A 24,196-nucleotide genomic window follows, 5' to 3' on the forward strand; every position below is an offset into this window, starting at 1 on the left:
TCCTTGGGGAGGTTGTGGAAGAGGGTCAGAAGGCCAGCGTCTTGGCCAGGAACTCAAGGGCTTCGTCCTGCATGGGCGCGGTGAAGACGTGCCCGCCGGGCCAAAAGCTGCCCGTGTACCTGTCGGTGCCCCCGTACAGGGATTCCAGTATCCGGTGCGCCTGGCGCATTCCGTCTTCCGGAAAGAGATCGTCGGCCAGGGCGTACTGCACCAGGAACCGGGCGGCTCCTGCGCGGGCGGTGAGTTCGGGCCAGTCGCCCAGCTTCCACAGCCCGGGAGTCTGCAGCAGCCACGAATGGGCGTCCAGGTAGGCCGGGAGCAGGGACTCGAAGGTGGTCATCATGCAGGACACCACGGCGGCCCGGATACGCGGACTGAGGACTGCCAGGGCCAGGGAACGGCCGCCGCCGCCGGAGAATCCGATGCAGCCCAGCCTGTCCTGGTCGACGTCCGGCAGGGACGCCAGGATGTCCAGCGCGGCGAGGTCGTCGTGTGCCACCATGCCTGCCAGGCTGCTGCCGAGCAGCCCTGCGGCCTTGGCCACCGTGTCCTCGTGAAAGCCCGCAGCGGCGTTGTAATCGTCCGCGTCGGAAGGTACGACGCCGTCGTCCCGCCATTGTGCCCGCCGCGCGTCCAGTGCGGCGGAAGTGCGCCAGGGGGGAGCAGAAAGGTCGAATTTGCGGCTGCCCCAGGCGAAAGAGTCATGGGCCAGCACAGCGAAGCCGCGGCGAGCGGTGTCGGTGGCCAGGGCGTGGCCGTCGTAGTGGCCGGCGCGGGCTGCCGCCGCCGACGGATGGTTGTCCGGCAGTTCCACCAGCCGGTCGGCGCCGCCGAACTTGTTGCCGCCGTGGCAGTGCAGCGCCAGGACCCCCGGCAGGGGCCCGGAGCTTCCGGCCGGCCGGATCAGCCAGCCCGTGGTCCGTGGGCCGAAGCCCAACTGCCAGCTGAGCTGGGAGGTGGTGGCGCCGTCGTGCGTTTCCTCCCAGTGCACGGTTAGTCCGGAAGGTGCGCATGCGCCGGGAACACCCAAGGCGTCCGAGAACTCCTGCGCAGGAGGGGCGGAGGCCTGATGCCGTGGATGGTTCCGGACGTAGGCAGGCCAGTCTTCATAGCCGGCAATGGCACTGGGGCGTGCTGTCGGGGTCATCCAGCCTGCCTCCTTTCGGCGGTGATTCTGCTATTACAGCGCGGTCGGTCCGGTTCACGCGAGGTTCTGATTAACCTCGGAGATCATGCCCTTGGCTGCGTCCCTTGGGGAGATCTTCCCGAAGAGTACATCCGTGTTGTAACGGTTCAAAACTTCCAGGGTTGCGGATGATCCTGCCGGGAACGGCTTGGGGGCCTCGACCTTCAGGGCGGCGATGCGGTCCAGGTACGCTGCCTCCTTCTGCTGTGTTTCCTTGAGCAGGGGAGTGATGCCCGCCTTCAGCTCGGTGTTGGCAGGCATGCCCCGGTCGCTCTTGATCTTGGACGCTGCATCCATGTTGTTGACCAGGTAGTTGATGAAAAGGGCCGCTTCCTTGGGCTGCGCGGACTTGGACGAGATGGCGTATTCCATCGAGGACCGCAGCCAGGCGCCGGGCTGTTTGCTCTCACCCGGCAGCTTGGCCATGACCAGGGGTGCACCCGAGTAGGACGTCATCTGGTTGCTCCAGGAAATCTTCATGCCTTGTTTCCCCTGTCCCATCAGCGTCAGTTCCGGCTGCGCGGAACCGTCCTCAACGGTCTGGGACGCGGAGGGGGCGCCTCCGGTTTCCATCAGCTTCTTGTTGAGCTCAAACCACTTGGCGAGCGTGTCCTCGCTGATGCCCATTTTCTTGCCGTCGTCCGTGTAGAGCTCCTGGCCATTCTGGCGCGCCCAGACGGCAAGGAAGGAGTCGTTGGCCATGGGGGTCGTGCCGAAGGTGCCGGCGGGCGACTTTTTGGTGATTTCCGCGGCGATCCGCGCGTAGTCGTCCCAGGTCCAGGTTTCGTCGTCCGGCAGCGGCACCCCGGCGGCCTCGAAGACCTTGGGGTCCAGGACCATGGACATGGAGTTGACGCCCGCCGTAATGGTGTACTGCTTTCCGTTGATCTTGCCCAGGTCAACGGTCCCGTCGGCGAACTTCGAGGTGTCGATCTGGTCCTTGACCTTGTCGAGGTCCAGGAGGACGCCGCGGCTGGAGTATTCGCTGGGGTAGGCGCCGCTCATGGCGATCACGTCCGGGGTGGTTCCGCCGGCGATCTGGGTGGCCATCTTGTCCCAGTAGGAACTGAATTCGGTGTTCTCGCCCTGGACCTTGATGGTGGGGTTGGCGGCTTCGAAGGCTTTGATGACCTCCATGGTGGTCTTTGCCCTGGAGTCGTTGCCCCACCATGCGAACCGGATCGTGACGGGATCCTCCGCAGTCCCTACTTTCCCGGCCTGCGGGCTGTTGCCGCAGCCGGTAAGAACCATAGCCAGTGCGGCGGCGGCGCCGGTGATTCCCATTACCGATTTCCTGAGACCAAACCTCATTGTTGTCCCCTCATATTTGGTAGTCACGTCCCCCTGCCACATGTAACAGAAAACGTTTTCTCAAAAACTAACAAAGGGCTGTACAGGAGTCAAGAAACCGTTTACTTTGGTACGGAGCCGCTTTCTAAAACGACGCTCCCGGCGGGCGGAACCGCTCCAGCCCTGGCGGGCATGCAGCGGGCCCGCAAAGGGAGTCCCGATCCCCCATCGCCTGGCGATGACCGAAACGTGGAGGCCACGATGACCGAAGGAGACCACATGGCCGCAAAACATATTCCCAGGACGCGCCGTCCGGCCCAGTTGCCGGCCGCAGCGTGCCTGCTGTCCGTGACGGAGCAGCAACCGTGAGCGCCATCAGCGAACTGTCTTCGCTGAGCCGGCGGAAGGGCAAAGCCACCGCTGAGGAGAAGAAGGCCAACAGGCGGGACAACAAGGCCGCCTACATCTTCCTGCTCCCGTGGCTGGTGGGCCTGGTGGCCATCACCATCGGCCCCATGTTGATGTCCCTCTACCTGTCCTTTACGGACTACAACCTGCTGCAGCCGCCTGAATGGACGGGGCTGGACAACTTCACCAGGATGCTCAGCGATGCCCGGTTGCACAACTCGTTGCGGGTTACGTTCACGTACGTCCTGGTGGGTGTTCCACTGCAGCTGGCTGTTGCACTGCTGATCGCGCTCGTCCTGGATAAGGGGCTCCGCGGCCTTCCGTTCTACCGCTCGGTGTTCTACCTTCCGTCGTTGCTGGGCGGTTCGGTGGCCGTCGCCATCCTGTGGAAGCAGATCTTCGGTACCACGGGCTTGGTCAACCAGGTGCTGGCCATGTTCGGGATCCAGGGTCCCGGCTGGATCTCGGATCCCAGCACCGCCCTGGGATCCATCATCCTGCTGCACGTCTGGACCTTTGGCGCTCCCATGATCATCTTCCTCGCGGGGCTGCGACAGATCCCAAATATGTACTATGAGGCGGCCAGGGTGGATGGTGCCACCACGCTGCAGCAGTTCTGGCGGATCACCATGCCGATGCTGAGCCCGATTATCTTCTTCAACCTGGTGCTGCAGATCATCGGTTCGTTCCAGTCCTTCACCCAGGCGTTCATCGTCTCCGGCGGCAACGGCGGACCATCCGACTCGACGATGTTCTTCACCCTGTACCTCTACCAAAAGGGCTTCGGCCAGTTCGACATGGGCTACGCCTCAGCCATGGCGTGGGTGCTGCTGCTTATCATCGGCGTTTTCACCGCCATCAACTTCATCGCTTCTAAGTATTGGGTTTTCTATGACGACTAAGCTTGAGACGCTGCCCACCCCGGAGAAGAAGTCCGGGGGCGCCGGCAAGCCTACGAACCGCAAGCCCAGGGTCCGCGAGTCCCGGGGAACCCTGGCCTTCAGCCGTGCCCAGCGCAGCAAATCGCTGATGAAGCACGGCATTCTGATCCTCGCCGGCACGCTGATGATCTACCCGCTGCTGTGGATGGTGGTGTCCTCGCTGCGCCCGAACGAGATGATCTTCCGTGAACCGGGCCTGTGGCTGAACAGCCTGGAAATGAGCAACTACACGTCCGGATGGTCGGCCCTGACCCATCCGTTCGGCCACTACATGATCAACTCCGCGATCGTCGTGATTGGATCGATCCTGGGCAACCTGGTCTCATGCTCGATGGCTGCCTACGCGTTCGCCCGCCTGCAGTTCACCGCCAAGAAGCTGTTCTTCGGCATCATGCTGCTGACCATCATGCTCCCGTTCCACGTGGTGATCGTTCCGCAGTACATCCTGTTTTCGCAGATCGGCTGGGTGAACACCTTCTGGCCGTTGATCGTCCCCAAACTGCTCGCCACGGATGCGTTCTTCGTCTTCCTCATGGTGCAGTTCATCCGCGGCATCCCCAAGGAGCTTGACGAGGCCGCCAGAATCGATGGAGCCGGCCACCCGCGCATCTTCCTTCGCGTGATTCTGCCGCTGATGGTGCCGGCCCTGGCCACCACCACCATTTTCACCTTCATCTGGACCTGGAACGACTTCTTCGGCGCCCTGATCTACCTCACGGACCCGGACATGTTCACGGTTCCGGTGGCCCTGCGGGCCTTCGTGGATTCGCAGTCGGCCACGAGCTGGGGCTCCCTGTTTGCCATGTCCATCGTGTCCCTGCTGCCGGTTTTCCTGGTCTTCCTCTTCGGCCAGCGGTTCCTCATCAAGGGCATCGCCACCACCGGAATCAAGTAACGGCAGGCCTCGCCCGTCGCCGCGGTACCACCCTGCACTACCTGTTCGAACGGCCCGTCGCCAGCGACGGGCCGTTCGTGCGTCACGGGACGGGGGCATTTCGTCCGCATCTTGTAATACAAGTAATGAACTTGTAGCATTAGGTACAGAAAGCGCTTTCGCGGACTGTGGCCGGCCTTCGAAACCTCGACGGCCATGCCACCGGCCAGCCCCAACATCACCGCACCTGGATCAAAGAAGATCGGAGTTACACAGTGCCGCTATTTCCCCGTCCTGCATCCGCTGCCAAGCAGCCGGCAGGGGTACCACCTTCACGCCCATTGCGCCGAACCCGTACAGCAGGTGCGGTCGCCGCTGCCGTCGCCGCCGTCCTTGCCCTCAGCGCCTGCGGCGGGGGAGCCGCTCCGCAGAACGCTGACGGAACCGTTGAGCTTCGCTTCTCCTGGTGGGGCGGCGACAAACGCGCCCAACTGACGCAGGAAGCCATCAAGCAGTTCGAAGCCGAAAATCCCAAGATCAAGATCAAGCCGGAGTTTGGGGACTGGAGCGGCTACTGGGACAAGTTGGCCACGCAGGTGGCAGCCAACGATGCCCCGGACATCATTCAGATGGACGAGAAGTACATCACGGAGTACTCCAGCCGCGGCGCCCTTCTTGACCTGTCCAAGTACGACATCGACACCTCCAAGCTGGACGAGGCAGCACTCAACGCAGGCAAGGGCGAGAAGGGGCTGACGGGGATTGCCGCCGGCATTAACGCGGCCACCATCCTGGCCAATCCTGCCGTCTTCCAGGCTGCCGGGGTTCCGCTCCCGGACGATAGCAAGTGGACCTGGGACGACTTTGGCCGCATTGCCGCTGAGATCACCGCCAAGTCGCCCAAGGGGACCTACGGCGCTGCAGCCTACGGAACTGACGAGGCGTCCCTGGGTGTCTGGCTTCGGCAGAACGGCAAATCCCTGTATACCTCCGATGGAAAGCTGGGCTTCGAGCCGAGCGATATCGCCGAGTGGTGGGCATTCCTGAAGCAGCTGAGCCAGAAGAAAGCAGTCCCATCCGCGTCCGAGGTAGTGGAAGCCGAGGCTGCCCCGCTTGACCAGAGCGGATTGGCAACAGGCAAGAACGGCATGGCCTTCTGGTGGTCCAACCAGGCGCCGGCCCTGGAAAAGGCAAGCGGCGGGGACCTGAAGATCCTGCGGTTCCCCACCAAGACCGGCTCTGCCGCTGATGCAGGCCTCTGGTACAAAGCGTCGCAGTTCTGGTCAGCTTCCTCGCGCACCAAGCACCCGCAGGAAACGGCCAAGTTCATCAACTTCCTGACCAACAATGTCAAAGCCGGCGAGGCCCTCCTCGCTGACCGGGGTGTCTACCCCAACTCCGACGTGCGGGCCGCGATCCAGCCGAAACTCACCCCGGCCGATGTCAAGGTGGTCAAGTTCATCGACCAGATCAAAGACGAGCTCGGCGAGGCGCCGGCGCCGCCGCCGAAGGGAGCCGGTGCCATCCAGGAGATCATCAAGCGTTACACCTCTGAGGTCCTCTTCGAGCGCTTGTCCCCGGATGATGCCGGCAAGAAGGCCACCGACGAGATGAAGTCGGCCATCAGCAAGTAGGACTCCACACCGCCAACACGGCTCCGGACAACATGGGTGGGTGCCTCCCCACCCAGATGTCCGACGGCGGGTGGCAGCTCCGCCCCGGCGGGAACCGATGGTTCCTTTCCGGGGCGGAGTTGTTTAAAGCGCAGTTGTACGGCTGCCGGCTTGCTGCGCCTGGCTTTCAGCCACCACTGCGACGCCGCCGGCAGGAACAGTACCCGGAAACTGCTCACCGGTCAGCAGGTCCACACCGGCGGCTGTGACGGCGGCATCCGCCCGCGTGTGGTTGATCGCGAAGAGGAAGCTGCGCCCGTCGGCGGACCGGCGTCGCACCACTTCCACCCCGGGATCGGCAGTGGCAACGGGGGATACGCCTGATTCGGCCAGCAGTTTGTCAACCAGGGCCTCAATCCCGTCGGCATCGGGGAACGTGGCCAAGTACCAGGCAGCCCCGGAACCCACGGGCCGGCGGGTGAGGGAAGGGACGCCCTCCAGCGGGTATTCGGTGAAGGTCTGGATGGCCTCGGCGCCGGCAAGGTGCAGGTGTTCGCTCCAGACGGATGACACAGTGCCGTCGCCCAGCTTCAGCTGCGCCCCGGCCAGCAGCGGATGGAACTCCTCCACCCTTACGCCCAGGAGCTCACGGAAGGCGCCCGGATAGCCGCCCAGCCGCACATGGTCCTGCATGTCCACGATCCCGCTGAAGTAGCTGACCAGCACCGTTGCGCCGGAGTCGGCCGCAGCGGCGACATTGTCAGCGGACTCATCGGACACGGCGTACAGCGTGCACACCAGCACCAGGTCGTAGCCTTGCAGTGACGTTGACGGATGCACCAGGTCCACGGAGACTCCGCGCAGGACCAACGACCGGTGGAACGCCCGCAGCAGGTCCAGGTACTTCACGTCGATGCTCGGCTTGGAGTCGATCTCAGTGGCCCACCAGGCCTCGTAGTCGAACACAATGGCGGTACGCGACTGGACCCGCGAACCGCGCACGGGTTCGAGGCGTTTCAGTGCCGCGCCGAGCTCCACCACCTCACGCCACACCCGCGTGTCCCGTCCGCCGTGCGGGACCATCGCTGAATGGAATTTCTCGGAGCCCACATAGCTCTGCCGCCACTGGAAGAACATCACGGCGTCGGCCCCGCGTGCCACGTGCGACAGTGAATTGCGCAGCATCTCGCCGGGCATCTTGGGCTGGTTGCGCGGCTGCCAGTTAACGGCCGACGTCGAATGCTCCATCAGGATCCACGGGTCGCCCCCCGAGATACCACGGGTGAGGTCCGCGCTGAACGCGAGTTCCAGGTGGCGTTCCGGGTCCGCGGCCACAAGGTAGTGGTCGTTGGCGATGACGTCCAGGTCTTTGGCCCAGCTGAAGTAGTCCATGGATTTGGTGGCACTTGAGGCCATCAGGTTGGTGGTGCAGGGGATGTCCGGGGTCACCTCGCGAAGGACGGCCACCAGCTCCCGGTAGTAGTCCATCAGCGCCCACGAGTTGAACCGCTGGAAATCCAGTTGCTGGCCCGGGTTCAGGGTGGACGGGGCGACGGCGGGCGGCAGGATTTCGTCGAAGGAGCCGTAGTTCTGGGACCAGAATGCCGTGCCCCAGGAGGCGTTCAAGGCATCGATGCTCCCGTACCGGCGTTCGAGCCAGGCGCGGAAGGCGGCTGCGTCCTCTTCCCCGTAGAACTCCGAGACGTGGCAGCCCAGTTCGTTATCAACGTGCCACAGCGCCAGCGCGGGGTGGTTCTTGTACCGTTCGGCGAGTGCGCGCGTGATCCCGGCGGCGTAGCGGCGGTACACGGCCGACGACGGCGTGTAGTGCCGCCGTGAGCCTGGTCCCAGCACGGTCCCGTCAGCCGTTACCGGCAGGATTTCCGGGTGTTTGCGGACCAGCCAGGCGGGAGGCGCGGCGGTGGCGGTGGCCAGGGCCACTTTAACGCCGACCCCGGCGAGGTTGTCCATGACTTCGTCCAGCCAGCCGAACTCGTAGTGCCCTTCCGCGGGTTCCAGCAGGGCCCAGGAGAAGATGCCGACGCTGAGGAAATTCACGCCCGCTTCCTGCAGGAGTTCCAGATCCTCCAGCCGGACACCCGCGGGCCATTGCTCGGGGTTGTAGTCGCCCCCGAATGCGATGCCCCCGACGTTGCTCCAAACTTTGGGCGGGCGGGTGCTTTCCTGCTGTGTCATGGGACTCCTTTGTCGACTGAGGTGCTGCCTTGCAGTAAGGAAACGCTTTCTTGGAAAACGCTTGCCTGAGGGCCTGGAAAACGCTTGCCCATGATCCGAATGCAGCTATTGTATCGTTTCAGACGCCATGTTAGCCAGCTCACTACTTACGTTGTAGACCGAGCCAGGCCAGGCACCCGTAGAGCAAGGAGGCTCCCGTGATCAACAGAAGGCATTTCCTCACAACCGTGGCCATCGGCACCGCATCTGCCGCAGCCCTGGCAGCCTGTGGGAACGGAGGCAGCTCGTCCGGCCAGACCGGATCCGCTGAAAAACCCGTGACCATCAACTACACCTGGTGGGGCAACGACGACCGCGCCGAGCGGACCCGCAAAGCCATCGCCCTGTTCGAGTCGAAGAACCCGGACATCAAGGTCAACGGCAACTTCACGGACTTTGCCGGCTACTGGCAGAAGCGCGCCACCGAAGCGGCAGGCGGCGGCCTGCCTGACGTGATGCAGTGGGACCTGTCCTACCTGCGCGATTACGGCCAGCGCAACCAGCTCCTGGACCTGGGCACAGTGAAGATCGATACCTCCGCGTTCGAGAAATCACTCCTGCCGTCCGGCCAGATCAAGGGCAAGACCTACGGCATCCCCACCAGCACCAACGCCTTCGCGGTCTACTACGATCCCGCCAAGCTGGCCTCCCTGGGCATCGCCGAACCCACCGGTAAGTGGACCTGGTCCGAATTCCAGGCATTCCTGAAGGAAGTTGGGGGCAAAGGCAACGGCACCCTGTACGGCTCCACGGACTTCACCGGCGTGTGGTGGCAGTTCAACATTTGGCTCCGGCAGAAGAACATCCAGGCTTTCACCAGCGACGGGAAGCTGGGATTCAGCAAGGACGACCTGAAGACCTGGTGGAACCTCAACTCGAAGCTGCGCGGCACCCAGGCCCTCGTGCCGGAAGACCGGGTAACCCAGCTCAAGCCCAAGTCGCCGTTCGGCTCCAACGTCAGTGCCGCCGAGGTTACCTGGGACAACTTCATGGCCGGATACTTGGCCGACAGCGGTGCCAAGCAACTCAAGCTGGTACCGGTACCCTCGGACGACCCGAACAACCTGGGCCTGTTCCTGAAGCCGTCCATGCTGATGGTGGCCAGCGCCAAGACCAAGTTCAAGGACGCTGCCGCACGCTTCATCGATTTCATGGTCAACGACCCCGAGGTGGGCCAGATCTTCAAGACCTCCCGCGGCGTTCCGGCCTCCAAGACCCAGCGCGACGGCACCACGTTCGATGGCGCCGACAAGCTGGTGGTTGATTACGAGAAGTCCATCGAGCAGTACCTCAAGGACGCACCCGAGCCGCCCATCGTCGGTTTCGGCACGCTCGAAGCGTCGTTCGGCCGGATCGCCTCCGACCTCAACTACGGCAAGCTCACCGTTGACGGTGCCGTCGACGCGTGGTTCAAGGAAGCCGAAGACCTCATCAAGCAGAATGCCTGATCCGGCCAGTGCCGATCGAGTGTTCACGACTGACGGATTGAACTCGTGACTCAAAGCCCAACCCTGAGCAGGCGCCAGGGGCACTCCGGTACCGCGCTGCCGCGCAAGTCGCGGCAGCGCGGGGCGGATGCCCGCGCCGGTTACACCTTCCTGCTGCCCTGGCTGCTGGGTTTCATCGCCCTGACGGTCGGGCCGATGATCTCCTCGCTGTACCTGTCGTTCACCAACTACAACCTGTTCGAGCCGCCCAAGTGGATCGGCTTCGACAACTACGCCACCCTCTTCCAGGACGAGCGGTTCCTGCAGTCCGTGGGCGTGACCCTGTCCTACGTGGTCTTCGGCACCCCGCTCAAGCTCGCCGCGGCCTTGGCGGTGGCGATGCTGCTGAACAGCAAGCGCCGCGGCCAGGGCTTCTACCGGTCGGCTTTCTACGCCCCGTCCCTGATTGGGGCCTCGGTGTCCATCGCGATCGTCTGGAAGGCCATGTTCGGCGATTCCGGACCCGTTGACCAGGGCCTGTCCTTCTTCGGGATCAACATCGGCGGCTGGGTGGGGAATCCGTCCATGACCATGCCCATGATGATCCTGCTGACCGTGTGGCAGTTCGGCGCCCCGATGGTGATCTTCCTGGCCGGCCTGAAGCAGATCCCGGGCGAACTCTACGAAGCAGCATCGATGGACGGTGCCGGTCCGGTGCGGAAGTTCTTCAACATCACCTGGCCCATGCTCTCCCCGGTGATCTTCTTCAACCTCCTGATGGAAACCATCCACGCGTTCCAGATCTTCGCGTCGGCTTACATCATTTCCAACGGTGAAGGCGGCCCCGCCGGATCCACCCTCTTCTACACCCTCTACCTGTACCTGCGGGGCTTCAGCGACTTCCGGATGGGCTACGCCTCAGCCATGGCGTGGTTGCTGGTGATCGTGGTAGGCATCATCACCCTGATCTTCTTCCGCACGTCCAAGTCCTGGGTCCACTACAGCGGTGATGCAAAATGACAACCACGGCAACCCCCGTCCAGCCGGCCCCGGGCGCCACCGCCCCGGCCTACAACCCGAAATCCGAATCCAGCAGCGCAAAACGCGCCAAGAGCACCATCTTCCACGCCGCAGCGCTCGTGCTGACCTGCGTGGTGCTCTACCCGGCCCTGTGGATGATCGCCTCCGCGTTCAAACCCAACTCGGAAATCGGCGGCCAGAACACCTCGCTGTGGTCCAACAACTTCAGCCTTGACAACTTCGCCACCGCGATGGACGGCATCGGCGGGGTCTCCACCCTGCAGTTCTTCACCAACTCGCTGATCCTGGCCGTCGGCGCCGTCGTGGGCACCATCCTCTCAGCGAGCGTGTCCGCCTACGCCTTCGCCCGGATCAAGTTCCCCGGCCGCAGCGTGTTCTTCGGCATGATGATCGCCACCTTGCTGCTGCCGTTCCACGTGGTGATCATCCCGCAGTACATCATCTTCCAGCAGCTCGGACTGGTGGACACCTACGTTCCCCTGCTCATCGGCAAGTTCCTCGCCGGAGACGCGTTCTTCGTGTTCCTCATGGTCCAGTTCATGCGAAACCTTCCCTCCGAACTCGACGAAGCAGCCCGCATCGACGGCGCAGGGCACGTCCGGATCTTCACCTCCATCATGCTGCCCCTGATGAAACCGGCCCTGATCTCCACCTCGATCTTCTCCTTCATCTGGAGCTGGAACGACTTCCTGGGCCCGCTGCTCTACTTGAACACCCCCGACAAATACCCGCTGCCCCTGGCCCTGCGCCTCTTCGTGGACCAAACCCAGTCTTCGGACTACGGCGCCATGATCGCCATGTCCGTCCTGGCCCTGCTCCCCGTGCTGATCTTCTTCCTGATCTTCCAGCGGTACATCGTCGAAGGCGTTTCCACCCAGGGCCTCAAGGGCTAACGGTCAACGGAGAGAAAAATGAGCATCATGGACAGCACCACACCGGCAGCCCACCAGCACGAGCCCATCCCGGTGAACAGGTTTGCCCTGTTCTCCGAAACCCTCCTGGCAGGACTGCTGGTGCTGGTGCTGTCCATCCCGCTGGTCACTATCCCCGCCGCCTACGCCGCCGGCATCGCCCACCTGAAACGCCACCTGGCGGGCCGGGATGATTCGGTCCGCGGACTCTGGAGCCTCTTCAAGGAGGCCCTGCCGGGCAGCTGGAAGCTGGGCCTCACGACGGCGGCTGCCGCCGTCGTGATTGTCCTCAACCTCCTGCTGGCCTGGGTGGGGCAGCTTCCCGGCCGTGGTGTGGTGCTGCCTGCCACCCTGGTCCTGGCGGCCGGGGCGGCGATCGTGCTGCTCCGCACCGCCTCCGCCTGGTCCGACGGACAGCCCACCGGCGCCACCGGCAACAACATGTGGCACCAGGCCCTCCGTACCGGCAAGGACATCTCCCTGCGCGACTGGACCGGTTCGCTGCTTCTCGCGGCCGCGCTGTTCTGCGCCGTGGTGTTCGTCTGGATGCTTGCGGCGCTCTTCGTGGTAGTCCCCGGCACCCTGATCCTCGCCGCGGCCGCAGTCAAACTCCGTTCCCACCGCACCCTCCGGTAGCTGTGCCTTCCCGACGAACCCGTTCCGGAACCGCCCCCAGTCCCGGTACCACCCGGGCCCGCTGGTACCACCCCCTCAGCCAACACAATTACCGTCTGTTCCTGGCCATGCAGCTGGCCGGGAGCCTTGGCGTGTGGATGCAGCGGCTGGCGCAGGACTGGCTGGTGCTGCAGCTGACCGGAAGCCCCGCGGCGGTGGGGGCCGCCGTCGCCCTGCAGTTCCTGCCCATGCTGGTGGTGGGCCCGCTGGCCGGACTGGTGGTGGACCTCTTCCCCAAGCGCCGGATCATGATGGTGTGCCAGTCCGTCATCGTGCTCCTGGGCCTTGGGCTGGCGGCATGGGCGGCAAGCGGCACCCTGACCGTCTGGGTGGTCTACGGCAGCTGTATCGCCCTGGGCGTCACCGCCGCAGTGGACCAGCCCACCAGGCAGGTCTTCGTCAATGAAGTGGTGGGCGACGCCGCCCTGCGCCCGGCGATCGGACTCAACAACGCCCTGTCCCAACTGGGCGCCATGGCCGGGCCTGCGCTGGGCGGCATCGTGATTGCGCAGGCAGGACCGGCGGCCGCGTTCGCTTTGAATGCGTTGATCGGGGTTGTGGTGCTCGGCCTGATTGCCGGCATCCGGTTGCACGAACTGCACCCCGGCGCACCGGCCGAAAGGGGCCGGGGCCAGGTCCTTGCCGGCTTCCGGTATGTCCGGGAGAGGCCGCGCCTGCTGCTCCTTATTGTGTTGGCCGGGCTGCTGGGCGCCTTTGGCATGAACGGGCCGGTGGTCCTTGCCGCCTTTGCCGAGCGGGTGTGGCACAACGGGGTGGAAGGCTTTGGCCTGTTCAACACGGTCAGCGCCTTGGGCGCACTGGCAGGCGCACTCCTGGCGGCACGGCTGGGCAGCATGGGCCGAAAGGGCATCGTGGCCGCGGCGGCCCTCTTCGGGTTGTCCCAGCTGGTGGCCGCGCTCATGCCCACCCTGGTGCTGTTCGTGGCGATGCTGCTGGTGGTGGGTGTGATGACGCTGCTGTTCCTGACCTCCGCCGCCACGGCCGTCCAGCTCGAAGCCGGTCCCGCTATCCGCGGCCGGGTGATGGCCCTGTATTTGCCGCTCCTGCTGGGCGGGCATGCCTGCGGCGGCCTCCTGGCCGGCTGGCTGACCGAGCAGTTCGGTGTCCGGGCCGGGCTGGTGGTCACCGGCTGCCTGGGCATGCTGTCCGCCGTGGTCATCGGCTTCCTGCTCTGGCGGCACGGGCGGCGCACCCGTCCTCCCGTGGCAACTACCGGGCCGTAAACGTCCAGGTGCCGGTGTGCACGCGGAATTCCCTGGCGGCGCCGGCCGCTGCGAGCAACGGGACGGAAGGTACGACGACGGCATCCGCGGAGGGCCCCTTCACCCCGTAGGCGCCGTCGGGCAGCCGGACGATTGCCGTGGTTCCGGGTGGAATGGTGCATTCCAGTTCCACCAGGCCGCCGCGCCGGTGCCAGCCGGCCTGAACGTATCCGTTGCCGGTAGGGACGCTGCCGCGGGCATGCTCCAGCCGGCAGAGCGGTGGTTCGACCACTACTTCGGTGCCGCCGGCCACGGCGTACCGGATGCCGAGCAGGTGCTCAAGGATCTCCTTGAGCACGGACGCGGACCAGGCATGCGACTGGCTGTAGTCGCTGCCGTCAACCAGGTCCCACGCCTCCCACGTGAAGGTGGCCCCGCGGTCCAGGAGCCGTGCCCAGCCGGGCTGCCCCTCGCCGGTGAGCAGGTCCAGCACGGCGTCCGTCATGCCCTGGTCCACCAGCGCGCGGACCAGCCGGTGGACCGTCATGGGTCCCTGCCGCATTCCCATTCCGGCAATCCGGGCGGCATCCGCAGCAGCATAGGCGGGGTCAGTGATGCCGAGCGACAGCGGGAAGGACGTGGCGTGCTGGGAAGCGTGGGAACTGGGTGTCCCGTCCTCGTGGAGCCCGTCCACCATCACCCCGCCAACGCGCAGCCGGCTGCGGATCGCGCCGGCCAGGGTGCGGGCCATGCCGGCATAGTGGGCCGCCGCGTCCCGTTCGCCGGCCGCGCCGCAGAGCCGGGCGGTGGACACCAGGGCCGAGTAGGCCTGGGCGTTGACGGTGGTTTTAGCCGCGCAGTCCATGTCGTAGCCGAACCGGCCGGGCGCCGGCCAGTCGACGATGCCGTGCAGGTAGGGTCCGGAGCCGCCGCCCAGCCTGGTGACCAGTCCCGCCGTCGGGCCCTCCGCCGGAATGTACCGGAGCGCATAGTCGGCCGTGTCGCGCAGGTGCGGCAGCAACTCCCGGACCAGGGCAAGGTCACCCGTGCGCAGGTGATACTCCTCCGCCCATTCCGGCAGCATCAGGGAGAAATCGGGGATGTCGCGCTTCCCGTCGCCGTTGGGATAGACAGCGTTGTAGCGCCCCTTCTCCTCCCCGTCATGCCAATAGCGGCAGGCTGACCAGGCGAACTCCCGGAGCGCCTGCGCCGTATAGGCGTGTTCGCCGAACAACGCCATGGTGGCATAGGAAATGTTCGCGGCGTCGGCCAGGAACTGGCCTTTTTCCCGGGTGGGAGTGTCCACGAACTGTTCCTGGATGCCATGCAGCGCAGAATCGCGGAGCAGGCCGAACACCGCGTCCAGGGTTGGGTCCGAACTGCTGAAGCTGCCCTCGGCGGGGTGGCTGGCATGGACGATGGCGGCGCCAACGCGTGAGACTTCCGCGGCATCCACGCCGGGAAGCTCCAGGTAGCGGAAGCCCAGATGCACTGAGGCCCGGTACTGCTGGGGCCCGGAAGCCTGGGTGTAGGGGAAGGACATGTCGGTGTTCTGGCTGGCGGTCTTCCCGGCGTCCACCCTGCCATCGGGGCGCAGGACGTAGCCGGCCCGGAGCATCACGGTGCGCCCGGGCACCCCGTCCAGGAAGTCCACCTCCGGCCGCGCGGCGATGACCTGGCCAAAGTCGGCAACCATTGTGCCGTCGTCGGCCGTCAGGAACTGCCGTGGCGCCACGAACCCGCCGGCAAGGAAGGTCCTGCGGGGGTGCAGCCGGGGAAAGTCCGACGACGGGTGGCCGGCAATGGGGATGGCGGGCGGCAGGTCAAAAGCCGCGTCAAGGGACGCGGCTGCCTGTCCGTCGAGGTGCTCGACGGGATCGCCCTCGTCGTTGCGGTAGCCGGCCTGGCGGTACGGCGCCTCGCCGGCGGACCAGCCAGGGCCCGAGGTAAGGATTTCCCGGCGCCCGTCGTCGTAGTCCACGGTGAGCCGGATCAGGAGGCCGGGGATGCCGGCGGCGCGGCCTTGGCCCGGGCCGTACCAGTGAAGCAGGGCCGTCACCGGCACGGGCGTGTCCGTGGGGTGTCCGGCGAGGAGCTCCGTAAGGTCGGCGGCGTCGTAATAGCCCTCGCCGGGGTAGCCGAACGAGGTGGTGCTGAGGCAGTGCGTTCCTGCCACGGAGAACTGGGCGTGATGGTGGGCTGCGGCGTAGAGCCGGGCACGCCGCACGGTCCCGCCGAGTGTGAAGGTGGTCCGGAACAGGGTCCACTCATCCGGCTGGCGGTGAAGGGTGGTTCGGGGCCAGTGCGCCAGGCATGCCAGGGCCTGGTCAGCGTCCGTGTCGAAACGGTGGTCCAGCAGCAGGTTTTCGCGTCCACCGGCCGTCCCGGCGACGCGCAGGGAGGCGTACTCGGCCTGGCTCCGCGGGCCCTGGTGCAGCGCAAGCATGGCTGCGCCGCCTTCGTCAACAGGGAGGTCAACCGCCAGCAGTTCGGCGCCGTCCACGGCGACGCGGATGATCCGGCCATCATCGCTGACCGCAAGGTTCCGCCAGGCGCCGCCGGACGCCGCGTTGGTGGCCTGGGCGCTGGCTATTAATGCCGTCTCCGGAGCCGCGGGGGAGGGGATCTCCCATGCCGGGGCGTGGCGGAGCACCACTTCCCCCGTGGCACCCAGTTCCAGCAGCAGGCCGGTTCCGGGGCAGCTGCTGCGCAGGAGCAGGCCGGCCCGGCCCATCACGGGGCGTACCCGGGCCTCAAGCCGGAAGCTGGGCAGCGCAGGGCAGGGAACAGGGAGGAAGGGGGAACCTGCCACCCGGAGTGCGTGGTCGAGCACTTCCAGCGGGGCCCGTCCACCCGGGGCCCGTCCCATCCAGCCGGCCCGCCACGAACTGTCCGTGAGGCCGGTGCTGAAGGGCTGGAGGGCGGACCAGGGACCGGGGACACCGGTGGCGTCCCGGATGCGCACGCGCCAGGCGTAGTCGGTGTCCTCGTCAAGGCGGGAACCGCCGTACGGAACCCCACGCTGGGAGGAGGCCGGCACCTGCCCCGAGTTCCACAGCACGGCGCCCGGGGCATCCTGGACCTCAAGCTCGTAGCCGGTCTGCCGCGCAAGGGCGGGATCGCCGTCGTCGTCCTGCCCCAGCTGCCAGCTGAACTGAGGTGACAGTGCGGCGGTCAGGCACGAGGCAAGCCCGTCCGTCAGGAGGTTGATGGCGTGGAGCTGCCCTGCGTCTTCCGAAATCGCTGCGGCCTCGCGGTCTGGGGCTTCCTCCACGCCCCTCATGAAGCCGGGATTTCGAAGGAAGTTGGTTTGGCGGCAGCCCAGGGGAGGCCAAGCTCACTGAACGTGGCATGCTGCCGGCCCGCGCGCTCCAGGGCGTCCTCGATGCCAACCACCACGGCATGGGCTGCATCGCCTTCGCCTTCCCACCGGACATGCGCTGGATCGATGGGAACGGGACGCGGTGCTGTCCTGACGGCCTCAAGCACCAGCATGAACGCCCCGCTGTCCACCAGGCTGCTGATCAGCGGAACGCCGTGGGCCCGGTGGGCCAGGAGGTTCTCCGTCAGGTCGTCGCGGCCGTAGGTCTCCTCCGTGCGCCCGGACGCCGTCTCTATGGTGAGCCGGTCCTCGGTGTAGTGGAACACCGCACTGCCGGCCGAGCCCTGAAGGGTGACATAGGGCTCCACGGATTCCGACGCGCAGATGGTCAGGGCGCAGGTGATCGGCAGGCCCGTAGCGGTGCGGATCCGGATCAAGGACGTGTCATCCGACTCGATGTCGTTGGCACGGTACAGGTCGGTCTCCACGGAAGCGAGGTCCGCGGTGGTGCGCGCCCCGGCAATCCGCAGCGCGGTTGCCACGGCGTGCGCAAGTGGATTGGTGGCAACACCATCCACCACGTCCACCCCATTGATGCTCCGTTTTCCCGCCCAGCCGGAGCGCTTGAAGTAGGCCTTGTCCCGCACCCAGCGGCCGGTGGCGGAGATGCCTTCCAGGGTTCCGATGGTTCCGGCGGCAACCAGTTCTTCGATGGCTTTCAGGGCGTGCGAGCCGAGGCTTTGAAAGCCGATTTGTACCTCCCGGCGCGGTTGCGATGCCGCCGAACACAGCCGGTTGAAGTCCACGAGGGAGGCCACGGGAGGCTTCTCCAGGTACAGCTCAGCGTCCGTTGAGAGGGCGGCCAGGGCCAGCGGGGCATGGGTCTGGATGGGCGTAGCCACAATGATCAGGTCCAGGTCCCGGGTCGCCTCGAGGAGGTCATCGAGCCCCTGGTAAACAGCGGCCGACGGCGGGACGGCGCCGGGTGCCGGCGGCTGCGGGTCCGCCACGGCCACCAGTTCAACGCTCCCGGCCGCCTGGAGGCGTTCGAGGTTCCGAAGGTGATGGGTGCCAAAGCCGTGCACCCCCACCAGGGCAATCCTTGCCGCAGCAGGTGCGGCGACTGTCCCGGCGCCGCCGCCGGCGGCTTCCGTTGCTGTTCCCAATGGTTCTCCGTTCTGCCCGGGCACCGGCCTGCGGGTACCAGCATCGAGGTGCGCAGCAGTCCAGCAAGCGCTTTCCACCTTTTAGTGTGCGGTATGCAGGCGTCCCCCGTCCAGCTATGTAACGATTCAAAATTCCGCTTGACCCGGGTGTGGAGGGGGGGCTAGATTTTCGAGGAACCGATTACTGGCGTGATGCGGACCACTTTCCGCTTCGCCTCTGCAACGATGGAGAAGGGGGATTGCGGCATGCTGTCCGGAACCTTGAGTGCGCGCGCCTACTCATTTTTTGACACGCTCGTATGGATAGCCTGCCTCAATCTGCTGTGGATCGCCTTCACCGTTCTGGGTCTGGGGGTCTTCGGTGCTGGACCGGCTACTGCCGCCGCCCAGATTGCGGTGCGCAAGCGGGCCGCTGGGGACGCCGCTCCTCTGCTGCGTGGCTTCACCGCCGCATACTTCCGGAGCTTCCCCAGGGCGAACATGCTTTCACTCCCGGTCATGGCCATCGCAGCGGCGCTTGTCCTGAACTGGAACTACTTCTCCCGGGGCGCAGGCCTCTTTTCGCAGCTCATGGCGGCCGGCATTTTCGTTGCGGCGATCTTCGTGGCCGGTGCCGCCTGCTACGTGTTCCCCATGTATGCGCGGTATGAGCTCCCAATGGCGCAGTACCTCCTGGTGTCCTCCCGGTTTGCGGTGCGGCACCTGGCGGGAACGGTGATCCTGCTCTTTGTTTCGGCCGCGGTGGTTTACGCCAGCGGCAGCCTTCCGGGCCTGATCCCGTTCTTCAGTATCGGCGTCTGGCTCTACCTCACCGGCTGGTTGTGTGACCGCTTCTTCACCGCCAATGACGCGGCCGTAGCAGCTGTGGCGGAACCAGCCGTCCCGCCAGCCCTCCAGCAGGCCTCGACTGCCTGACTTCCCCCGGGCAGCCGGCCGCTTGCATTGATGTGGCCCAGACCTGCCCGGACATGTGACTGAAACGTATCAACAAGGGGCGGAACAACCCCCAAGTACCCCAACGAAGTGGAAAAGGAAGAATATGATCCGCAGGAAACTTTCCCTGGCCGCCGCCGTCGTCACCGCCACGGCACTGAGTCTCACGGCCTGCAGCGGGAGCAACACTCCCGCTGCGGACCTCACCTCGGTCTCCATCATGGCCCCGTTCCTGGAGGCGCAGCCGCCAGCAGCGGACGGCGCGGTCCAGAAGAAGCTGGAAGAACTGACCGGCAAACAGGTCAAGATCAACTGGGCCCCCAACGCCTCCTATGAGGACAAGACCAACATCACGCTGGCCGGATCCGACATCCCGCAGGTCATGGTGATCCAGGGCAAGACACCCGGCTTTGTGAAGAACGCCCAGGCCGGCGCCTTCTGGGACCTCACGGACAAGCTGGACAAGTACCCCAACCTCAAGACAACTCTTCCGGACATCCAGAAGAACGCCAGCGTCAACGGCAAGGTCTTTGGGGTATTCCGGGGCCGCGCCCCCATGCGTACGGCCGTCATGTTCCGGCAGGACTGGCTGGACAAGCTGGGTCTCCAGCCGCCCAAGACCGTGGAGGACCTGTACAAGGTGGCCAAGGCCTTCACCGAACAGGACCCGGACGGCAACGGCCAGAACGACACCTACGGCATCACCATCCCTAAGTGGGGTGCGCTGGGCACCAACAGCCCCTACGACGTGATTGAGGAGTGGTACGGCGCGGGGAACCGCTGGACGGAGCGGGACGGGAAACTCATCCCCAGCTTCGAAACGGACGAATTCCTCGAGGCGGACCGGTTCATCAAGAAGATGGTGGACGAAAAACTCATCAACCCGGACTTCGCCACCTTTGACAGCACCAAGTGGAACGAACCGTTCTTCAACGGAAAGGGCGGCATCATTGTCGACGTCGATTCCCGGGTGAGCGTGCTGATCAACCTGTTCAAGCAGGCAGACCCCAACAACTTCCAGAACAAGGTGGGCTTCGTGGGCAACCTCGAAGGACCCGACGGCGAACTGCACGCGCACCCCACCGACGGCTACTCAGGATTCCTGGCCATTCCCAAGGCCAGTGTCAAGAGCGAGGCCGAGCTGGACAAGGTCCTGCAGTTCCTGAACACCATGAACGGCAAGGACGTGGCCGTCCTGCTGAACAACGGCATCGAAGGCGTGAACTTCACGGTGGAGGACGGCAAAGCGGCCACCATCAAGCCCGAGACCGCTGAGGGCAAGGCTGTGACCACCGATATCAAGAGCTACGCGCAGCTTGGCATGAATGTGGCGGGCAACCAGTTCTACCCGGTCAAGCAGCCCACCGACTACGAGCAGCAGGTGTTCGACAAGCGCACCGAAGTGATGGCGGAAGACTTGAAGAGCGCCGTCTACAACCCGGCCGCCCCCTACGTCTCAGAAACCTACGTTGCCAAGGGTGCGCAGCTGGACAACATTGTGGCCGATGCGCGCATCAAGTACCTCGCCGGCCAGATCGATGAGCAGGGCCTCAAGGACGCCATCAAGCTGTGGGGCACCAGCGGCGGCAACAAGGTCAAGGAAGAGATCAACAAGCTGTGGCAGGACAACAAGTAAATGGCAGCCCCTGTCATTGACACCCTCGCCGGGGAGCAGACGCGCGGGAATGCCACCGCTCCCCGGACCGGGGGCAGGTTCTCTGTCCATTTCGCCCACTACAAGTGGCTGTACCTGCTGCTCCTGCCCGGTGTGGTGTACTTCGCGGTGTTCCGCTACGCCCCCATGTACGGGGTGTCCATCGCGTTCAAGGATTACGTCCCGTTCCTTGGCGTGAACGGCAGCCCCTGGGTGGGGTTCCGGAACTTCGAGGACTTCTTCGCGAACCCCGACTTTCCCCGGCTGCTGGGCAACACCCTGATCCTGGCCTTCCTGAACCTGGGCGTGGCCTTCCCGCTGACCATCATCCTGGCGCTGCTGCTCAACGAGGTCCGGCTGTCCATCCTGAAGCGTACGGTCCAGACGCTGGTGTATATCCCGCACTTCCTGTCCTGGACCATCGTGGCATCGCTGAGTTTCCTGCTGTTCGCGTTGGATATTGGCCCGCTGTTCCAGCTCCTGAACAACGTCCTGGGCACCCACATTGATTTCCTGTCCGACCCCGCGTGGTTCCGGCCCCTGATCGTGCTGCAGGAAATCTGGAAAAACACGGGCTGGGGGACCATCATCTTCCTGGCGGCTCTGTCCACCGTGGACCAGGACCAGTATGAGGCGGCGATCATCGACGGCGCCGGCCGGTTTCGGCGGGTCTGGCACATCACCCTTCCCGCGATCCGTTCCACGATCATCGTGATGCTGATCCTGGCCATCGGGCAGATGCTCAACACGGGCTTCGAGCAGATCTACCTGATGACCAATGCCCTGAACCGGGAAGTGGCGGATGTCTTTGACACCTACGTCTACTTCGTGGGCATCACCCAGGGTGCCTACAGCTACTCCACCGCGGTGGGCCTGTTCAAATCCCTGGTGGGCATTTTGCTGATCTTCGGCACCAACGCCCTGGCCAAGCGATTCAACCAGAGCGGACTGTTCTAGCCATGAAAATCCACAACACCCGCGGCGGCCGCGTCTTCGATGCCGTCAACTACGTCTTCCTGTCCCTGATCGGCATCATCACGCTGTTGCCGTTCGTCTACGTCTTCGCCGGGTCCTTCGCCAACGAAGCCGAGATCACCCGCCGGGCCTTTTTCGTGTGGCCGGAGCAGTTCACCCTGGGCTCCTACGAATACATCTTTGCCACCCCGGCGTTCATCCGCGCTCTGGTGACCACCATCCTGGTCACCGCGGTGGGCACCCTGGTCCAGCTGGCCTTCACCGTGACCATGGCCTACCCGCTGGCCAAGAAAACCCTCCGCGGCAGGAACGTCATCCTGTCCCTGGTGGTTTTCGCAATGGTCTTCTCCGGCGGCATGATCCCTACCTTCCTGCTGGTCAAGGACCTGGGCCTGCTCAACACCTACTGGGCCCTGATCCTGCCCGCGGCCATCAACCCGTTCAGCCTGATCATTATCAAGAACTTCTTCCAGGAACTCCCCGCGGAGCTTGAGGAATCAGCCAAGATGGACGGCGCCACCGAGATTGGGATTCTCTGGCGGATCCTGCTGCCGCTGTCCAAACCGGTTCTGGCAACGTTCGCGCTGTTCTACGCCGTGGGCATCTGGAATGACTTCATGTCGCCCCTGCTCTACCTCAGCGACAACTCCAAGTGGACGCTCCAGATGTACCTCCGCCAGGTCACCGCCGCCTCGGACCTGCTGGGAACCGGCAACGTGGACCCCAACTACATTCCGCCGGAACAGGGCATCAAGTTCGCCGTGATCGTCGTGGCTACTTTGCCCATCCTTATTTTCTATCCGTTCCTGCAAAAGCACTTCGCCAAGGGCATGCTCATCGGTTCCGTGAAAGGCTGATCCGCCCGTTGAGGAAAGACACCATGAAGATCCTGCTGGCCGGAGATTCCACCGTGGCCAACTGTCCCACCCATGAGTTCCCCATGAGCGGCTGGGGTGCACACCTGCCTCCGCTCACGTACAGGTGGGGAGCGGTCCACAACTTCGCCAAGGGCGGGGCCAGCACGGAGTCCTTCCGCGATGACGGGCTGTGGGCGGCGCTGCTGGCGGAGGCCGGTGAAGGCGACGCGGTGCTCATCCAGTTCGGCCACAACGACCAGAAGAAGCAGCACCTGGCCGCCCGGACCGGCTACGCGGCCAACCTGCGCGCCATGGTGGGGGAGGTCCGGGACCGGGGCGCGGCTGCGGTGCTGTGCACCTCCGTGGAGCGGCGGCACTTCCTGGACGCGCCGTCGTCGGACGCTGTCCTGGCGGAAAGCCTGAAGGACTATCCGGAGGTGGTCCGCGAACTCGGCCTGGAGCTGGCGGTCCCCGTCGTGGACCTGAACGCCTGGACCCGGCGCCTGTACCGCCGGCTGGGGCCGGACAGATCCCGGGAGCTCTTTTGCCACTTCGGGCCCGGGGAGCACGCACATTGGCCTGGCGGCCTGGCGGACAACACCCATTTTTCCCAGTCCGGGGCTGCGTTGGTGGCGGGGGAAGTGGCCCGGCAGCTTGGTTCGCTGGGATACGGCGCGGCCGGCTCCAAAGAGTTAAGTACGACGGCGGGACGCGGCTAGGTGGGCACGACGGGCTTGGAGACGGGCATCCTCTACAGCAACCCGCTGGCAGGACCGGATGACGTGGCCGGTTGGGTGGCGGAAGGGCCGCTGCGGATGGGGAGCCATGAAGGAGCCCTGGAGCTGTCCGGCGCACTGGACGACCAGGAGTTCGGCGACCACGCGCATTGGACGGTCTGGTGCCCCCGGGACTTCCCGGACGGCATCCGCATCAGCTGGGACTTCCGGCCGCTCGCGGAGCCCGGCTTGGCCATGCTGTTCTTTGCAGCCACAGGACAGGCCGGGCTGGACCTGTTCAGCCCGGCCCTTGCGACCCGGACGGGCTTCTATCCCCAGTACCACTCCGGCGACATCAACACCCTGCACGTCTCCTACTTCCGGCACAAGCACCCGTCCGAGCGTGCCTTCCGTACCTGCAACCTGCGCAAGAGCGCGGGATTTGAGCTGGTGGCGCAGGGTGCGGACCCGTTGCCGCCCGCGGAGGATGCCGCCGGCTTCTACCGGCTGGAGGTGGTGAAGGACGGGCCCCGGGTGGCATTCTCCATCAACGGCCTGCTCCTTTTTGAGTGGGACGATCCCTCGGGAAGGGTGCTTGGCGGCGGCCGGATCGGCTTCCGGCAGATGGCTCCGCTCCGGGCTGCCTACCGGAACCTGGTGGTGGAGAGGCTTTAGGGACAGCGCAAAAACTTGGGGGGACAGCGCAAAAGCGGACGGCCTCGAAGGGCCGCCCGCTCTTGGCAATACCT

At 65.0% G+C, this 24,196-nt stretch carries 19 protein-coding genes; 14 read left to right on the top strand and 5 right to left on the bottom strand.

The window, feature by feature from the left end:
• Positions 1-25: 25 nt before the first annotated feature.
• Together FB478_RS15660 and FB478_RS15665 are read right to left on the bottom strand one after the other, a co-directional pair.
• Positions 26-1,147 carry an acetylxylan esterase gene (locus FB478_RS15660; protein WP_144601079.1) on the bottom strand — a complete coding sequence of 374 codons (1,122 nt, stop codon included), beginning with the start codon at positions 1,145-1,147 and terminating at the stop codon, positions 26-28.
• Between the two features lie 54 nt (positions 1,148-1,201).
• A complete protein-coding gene (locus FB478_RS15665) occupies positions 1,202-2,470 on the bottom strand; it encodes an ABC transporter substrate-binding protein (protein WP_018768929.1) in 1,269 nt (422 codons plus the stop codon).
• Positions 2,471-2,841: 371 nt separating this feature from the next.
• On the opposite strand from FB478_RS15665, the gene FB478_RS15670 reads away from it, so the two are divergent.
• The 3 genes from FB478_RS15670 (at position 2,842) to FB478_RS15680 (ending at position 6,333) form a co-directional block, all read left to right on the top strand.
• Positions 2,842-3,786 carry a carbohydrate ABC transporter permease gene (locus FB478_RS15670; RefSeq protein ID WP_018761806.1) on the top strand — a complete coding sequence of 315 codons (945 nt, stop codon included), beginning with the start codon at positions 2,842-2,844 and terminating at the stop codon, positions 3,784-3,786.
• Positions 3,776-4,720: a carbohydrate ABC transporter permease gene (locus FB478_RS15675; protein ID WP_018768928.1), complete on the top strand. Its 945-nt coding sequence runs from the start codon at positions 3,776-3,778 to the stop codon at positions 4,718-4,720. Before FB478_RS15670 ends, FB478_RS15675 begins: the two co-directional genes overlap by 11 nt.
• A gap of 254 nt (positions 4,721-4,974) precedes the next feature.
• A complete protein-coding gene (locus FB478_RS15680) occupies positions 4,975-6,333 on the top strand; it encodes an ABC transporter substrate-binding protein (protein ID WP_134164126.1) in 1,359 nt (452 codons plus the stop codon).
• 123 nt (positions 6,334-6,456) lie between these two features.
• On the opposite strand, the gene FB478_RS15685 is transcribed toward FB478_RS15680, so the two are convergent.
• Positions 6,457-8,508, bottom strand: a complete 2,052-nt coding sequence (locus FB478_RS15685) for a beta-galactosidase (protein ID WP_144601080.1) — start codon at positions 8,506-8,508, stop codon at positions 6,457-6,459.
• Positions 8,509-8,705: 197 nt separating this feature from the next.
• Between FB478_RS15685 and FB478_RS15690 the strand changes: the two genes are divergently transcribed.
• From FB478_RS15690 to FB478_RS15710, 5 genes are read left to right on the top strand one after another with little or no spacing between them, the layout of a single operon-like run.
• Positions 8,706-9,995 carry an ABC transporter substrate-binding protein gene (locus FB478_RS15690; RefSeq protein ID WP_144601081.1) on the top strand — a complete coding sequence of 430 codons (1,290 nt, stop codon included), beginning with the start codon at positions 8,706-8,708 and terminating at the stop codon, positions 9,993-9,995.
• Between the two features lie 45 nt (positions 9,996-10,040).
• On the top strand, positions 10,041-10,994 hold the full coding sequence (locus FB478_RS15695) for a carbohydrate ABC transporter permease (RefSeq protein WP_018768924.1): 954 nt from the start codon (positions 10,041-10,043) through the stop codon (positions 10,992-10,994).
• Positions 10,991-11,908, top strand: a complete 918-nt coding sequence (locus FB478_RS15700; RefSeq protein ID WP_144601082.1) for a carbohydrate ABC transporter permease — start codon at positions 10,991-10,993, stop codon at positions 11,906-11,908. Before FB478_RS15695 ends, FB478_RS15700 begins: the two co-directional genes overlap by 4 nt.
• Before the next feature lie 18 nt (positions 11,909-11,926).
• Positions 11,927-12,562, top strand: a complete 636-nt coding sequence (locus FB478_RS15705; protein ID WP_018768922.1) for a hypothetical protein — start codon at positions 11,927-11,929, stop codon at positions 12,560-12,562.
• A gap of 2 nt (positions 12,563-12,564) precedes the next feature.
• Positions 12,565-13,845, top strand: a complete 1,281-nt coding sequence (locus FB478_RS15710; RefSeq protein WP_144601083.1) for an MFS transporter — start codon at positions 12,565-12,567, stop codon at positions 13,843-13,845.
• Here FB478_RS15710 and FB478_RS15715 read toward each other — a convergent pair.
• Complete coding sequence (locus FB478_RS15715; RefSeq protein ID WP_186447813.1) at positions 13,832-17,107, bottom strand: family 78 glycoside hydrolase catalytic domain; 3,276 nt, start codon at positions 17,105-17,107, stop codon at positions 13,832-13,834. The two genes, FB478_RS15710 and FB478_RS15715, sit on opposite strands and share 14 nt — an antisense overlap.
• Positions 17,104-18,312 carry a Gfo/Idh/MocA family protein gene (locus FB478_RS15720; protein ID WP_144601085.1) on the bottom strand — a complete coding sequence of 403 codons (1,209 nt, stop codon included), beginning with the start codon at positions 18,310-18,312 and terminating at the stop codon, positions 17,104-17,106. The genes FB478_RS15715 and FB478_RS15720 overlap by 4 nt, the downstream gene beginning before the upstream one ends.
• A gap of 192 nt (positions 18,313-18,504) precedes the next feature.
• On the opposite strand from FB478_RS15720, the gene FB478_RS15725 reads away from it, so the two are divergent.
• From FB478_RS15725 to FB478_RS15750, 6 genes are all read left to right on the top strand, one after another.
• Entirely contained in the window at positions 18,505-19,227 is a 723-nt protein-coding gene (locus FB478_RS15725; protein WP_223992630.1) for a YesL family protein, read from the top strand.
• Positions 19,228-19,351: 124 nt separating this feature from the next.
• Positions 19,352-20,881, top strand: a complete 1,530-nt coding sequence (locus tag FB478_RS15730; RefSeq protein ID WP_144601086.1) for an extracellular solute-binding protein — start codon at positions 19,352-19,354, stop codon at positions 20,879-20,881.
• The gene (locus FB478_RS15735) at positions 20,882-21,856 is read left to right on the top strand and encodes a sugar ABC transporter permease (RefSeq protein ID WP_018768916.1); all 975 of its coding nucleotides are present in this window, start codon (positions 20,882-20,884) and stop codon (positions 21,854-21,856) included. It begins immediately after the preceding gene.
• Positions 21,857-21,858: 2 nt separating this feature from the next.
• Entirely contained in the window at positions 21,859-22,731 is an 873-nt protein-coding gene (locus FB478_RS15740; RefSeq protein ID WP_018768915.1) for a carbohydrate ABC transporter permease, read from the top strand.
• A 23-nt stretch (positions 22,732-22,754) separates the two neighbouring features.
• A complete protein-coding gene (locus FB478_RS15745) occupies positions 22,755-23,450 on the top strand; it encodes a rhamnogalacturonan acetylesterase (RefSeq protein WP_144601087.1) in 696 nt (231 codons plus the stop codon).
• Positions 23,451-24,122, top strand: a complete 672-nt coding sequence (locus tag FB478_RS15750) for a DUF1961 family protein (RefSeq protein ID WP_144601088.1) — start codon at positions 23,451-23,453, stop codon at positions 24,120-24,122. It abuts the gene before it with no gap.
• Positions 24,123-24,196: the final 74 nt, after the last annotated feature.

The sequence above is a fragment of the Arthrobacter sp. AG367 genome (assembly GCF_007828995.1).
In the GTDB taxonomy this organism is placed as follows: Bacteria; Actinomycetota; Actinomycetes; order Actinomycetales; family Micrococcaceae; genus Arthrobacter.

Bases quoted from the DNA above. Each gene is read 5' to 3' on its own strand.
- FB478_RS15735 (WP_018768916.1), top strand. From the start codon at position 20,882: ATGGCAGCCCCTGTCATTGACACCCTCGCCGGGGAGCAGACGCGCGGG.
- FB478_RS15745 (WP_144601087.1), top strand. From the start codon at position 22,755: ATGAAGATCCTGCTGGCCGGAGATTCCACCGTGGCCAACTGTCCCACC.
- FB478_RS15740 (WP_018768915.1), top strand. From the start codon at position 21,859: ATGAAAATCCACAACACCCGCGGCGGCCGCGTCTTCGATGCCGTCAAC.
- FB478_RS15685 (WP_144601080.1), bottom strand. From the start codon at position 8,508: ATGACACAGCAGGAAAGCACCCGCCCGCCCAAAGTTTGGAGCAACGTC.
- FB478_RS15715 (WP_186447813.1), bottom strand. From the start codon at position 17,107: ATGAGGGGCGTGGAGGAAGCCCCAGACCGCGAGGCCGCAGCGATTTCG.
- FB478_RS15660 (WP_144601079.1), bottom strand. From the start codon at position 1,147: ATGACCCCGACAGCACGCCCCAGTGCCATTGCCGGCTATGAAGACTGG.
- FB478_RS15700 (WP_144601082.1), top strand. From the start codon at position 10,991: ATGACAACCACGGCAACCCCCGTCCAGCCGGCCCCGGGCGCCACCGCC.
- FB478_RS15725 (WP_223992630.1), top strand. From the start codon at position 18,505: ATGCGGACCACTTTCCGCTTCGCCTCTGCAACGATGGAGAAGGGGGAT.
- FB478_RS15665 (WP_018768929.1), bottom strand. From the start codon at position 2,470: ATGGGAATCACCGGCGCCGCCGCCGCACTGGCTATGGTTCTTACCGGC.
- FB478_RS15730 (WP_144601086.1), top strand. From the start codon at position 19,352: ATGATCCGCAGGAAACTTTCCCTGGCCGCCGCCGTCGTCACCGCCACG.
- FB478_RS15705 (WP_018768922.1), top strand. From the start codon at position 11,927: ATGAGCATCATGGACAGCACCACACCGGCAGCCCACCAGCACGAGCCC.
- FB478_RS15675 (WP_018768928.1), top strand. From the start codon at position 3,776: ATGACGACTAAGCTTGAGACGCTGCCCACCCCGGAGAAGAAGTCCGGG.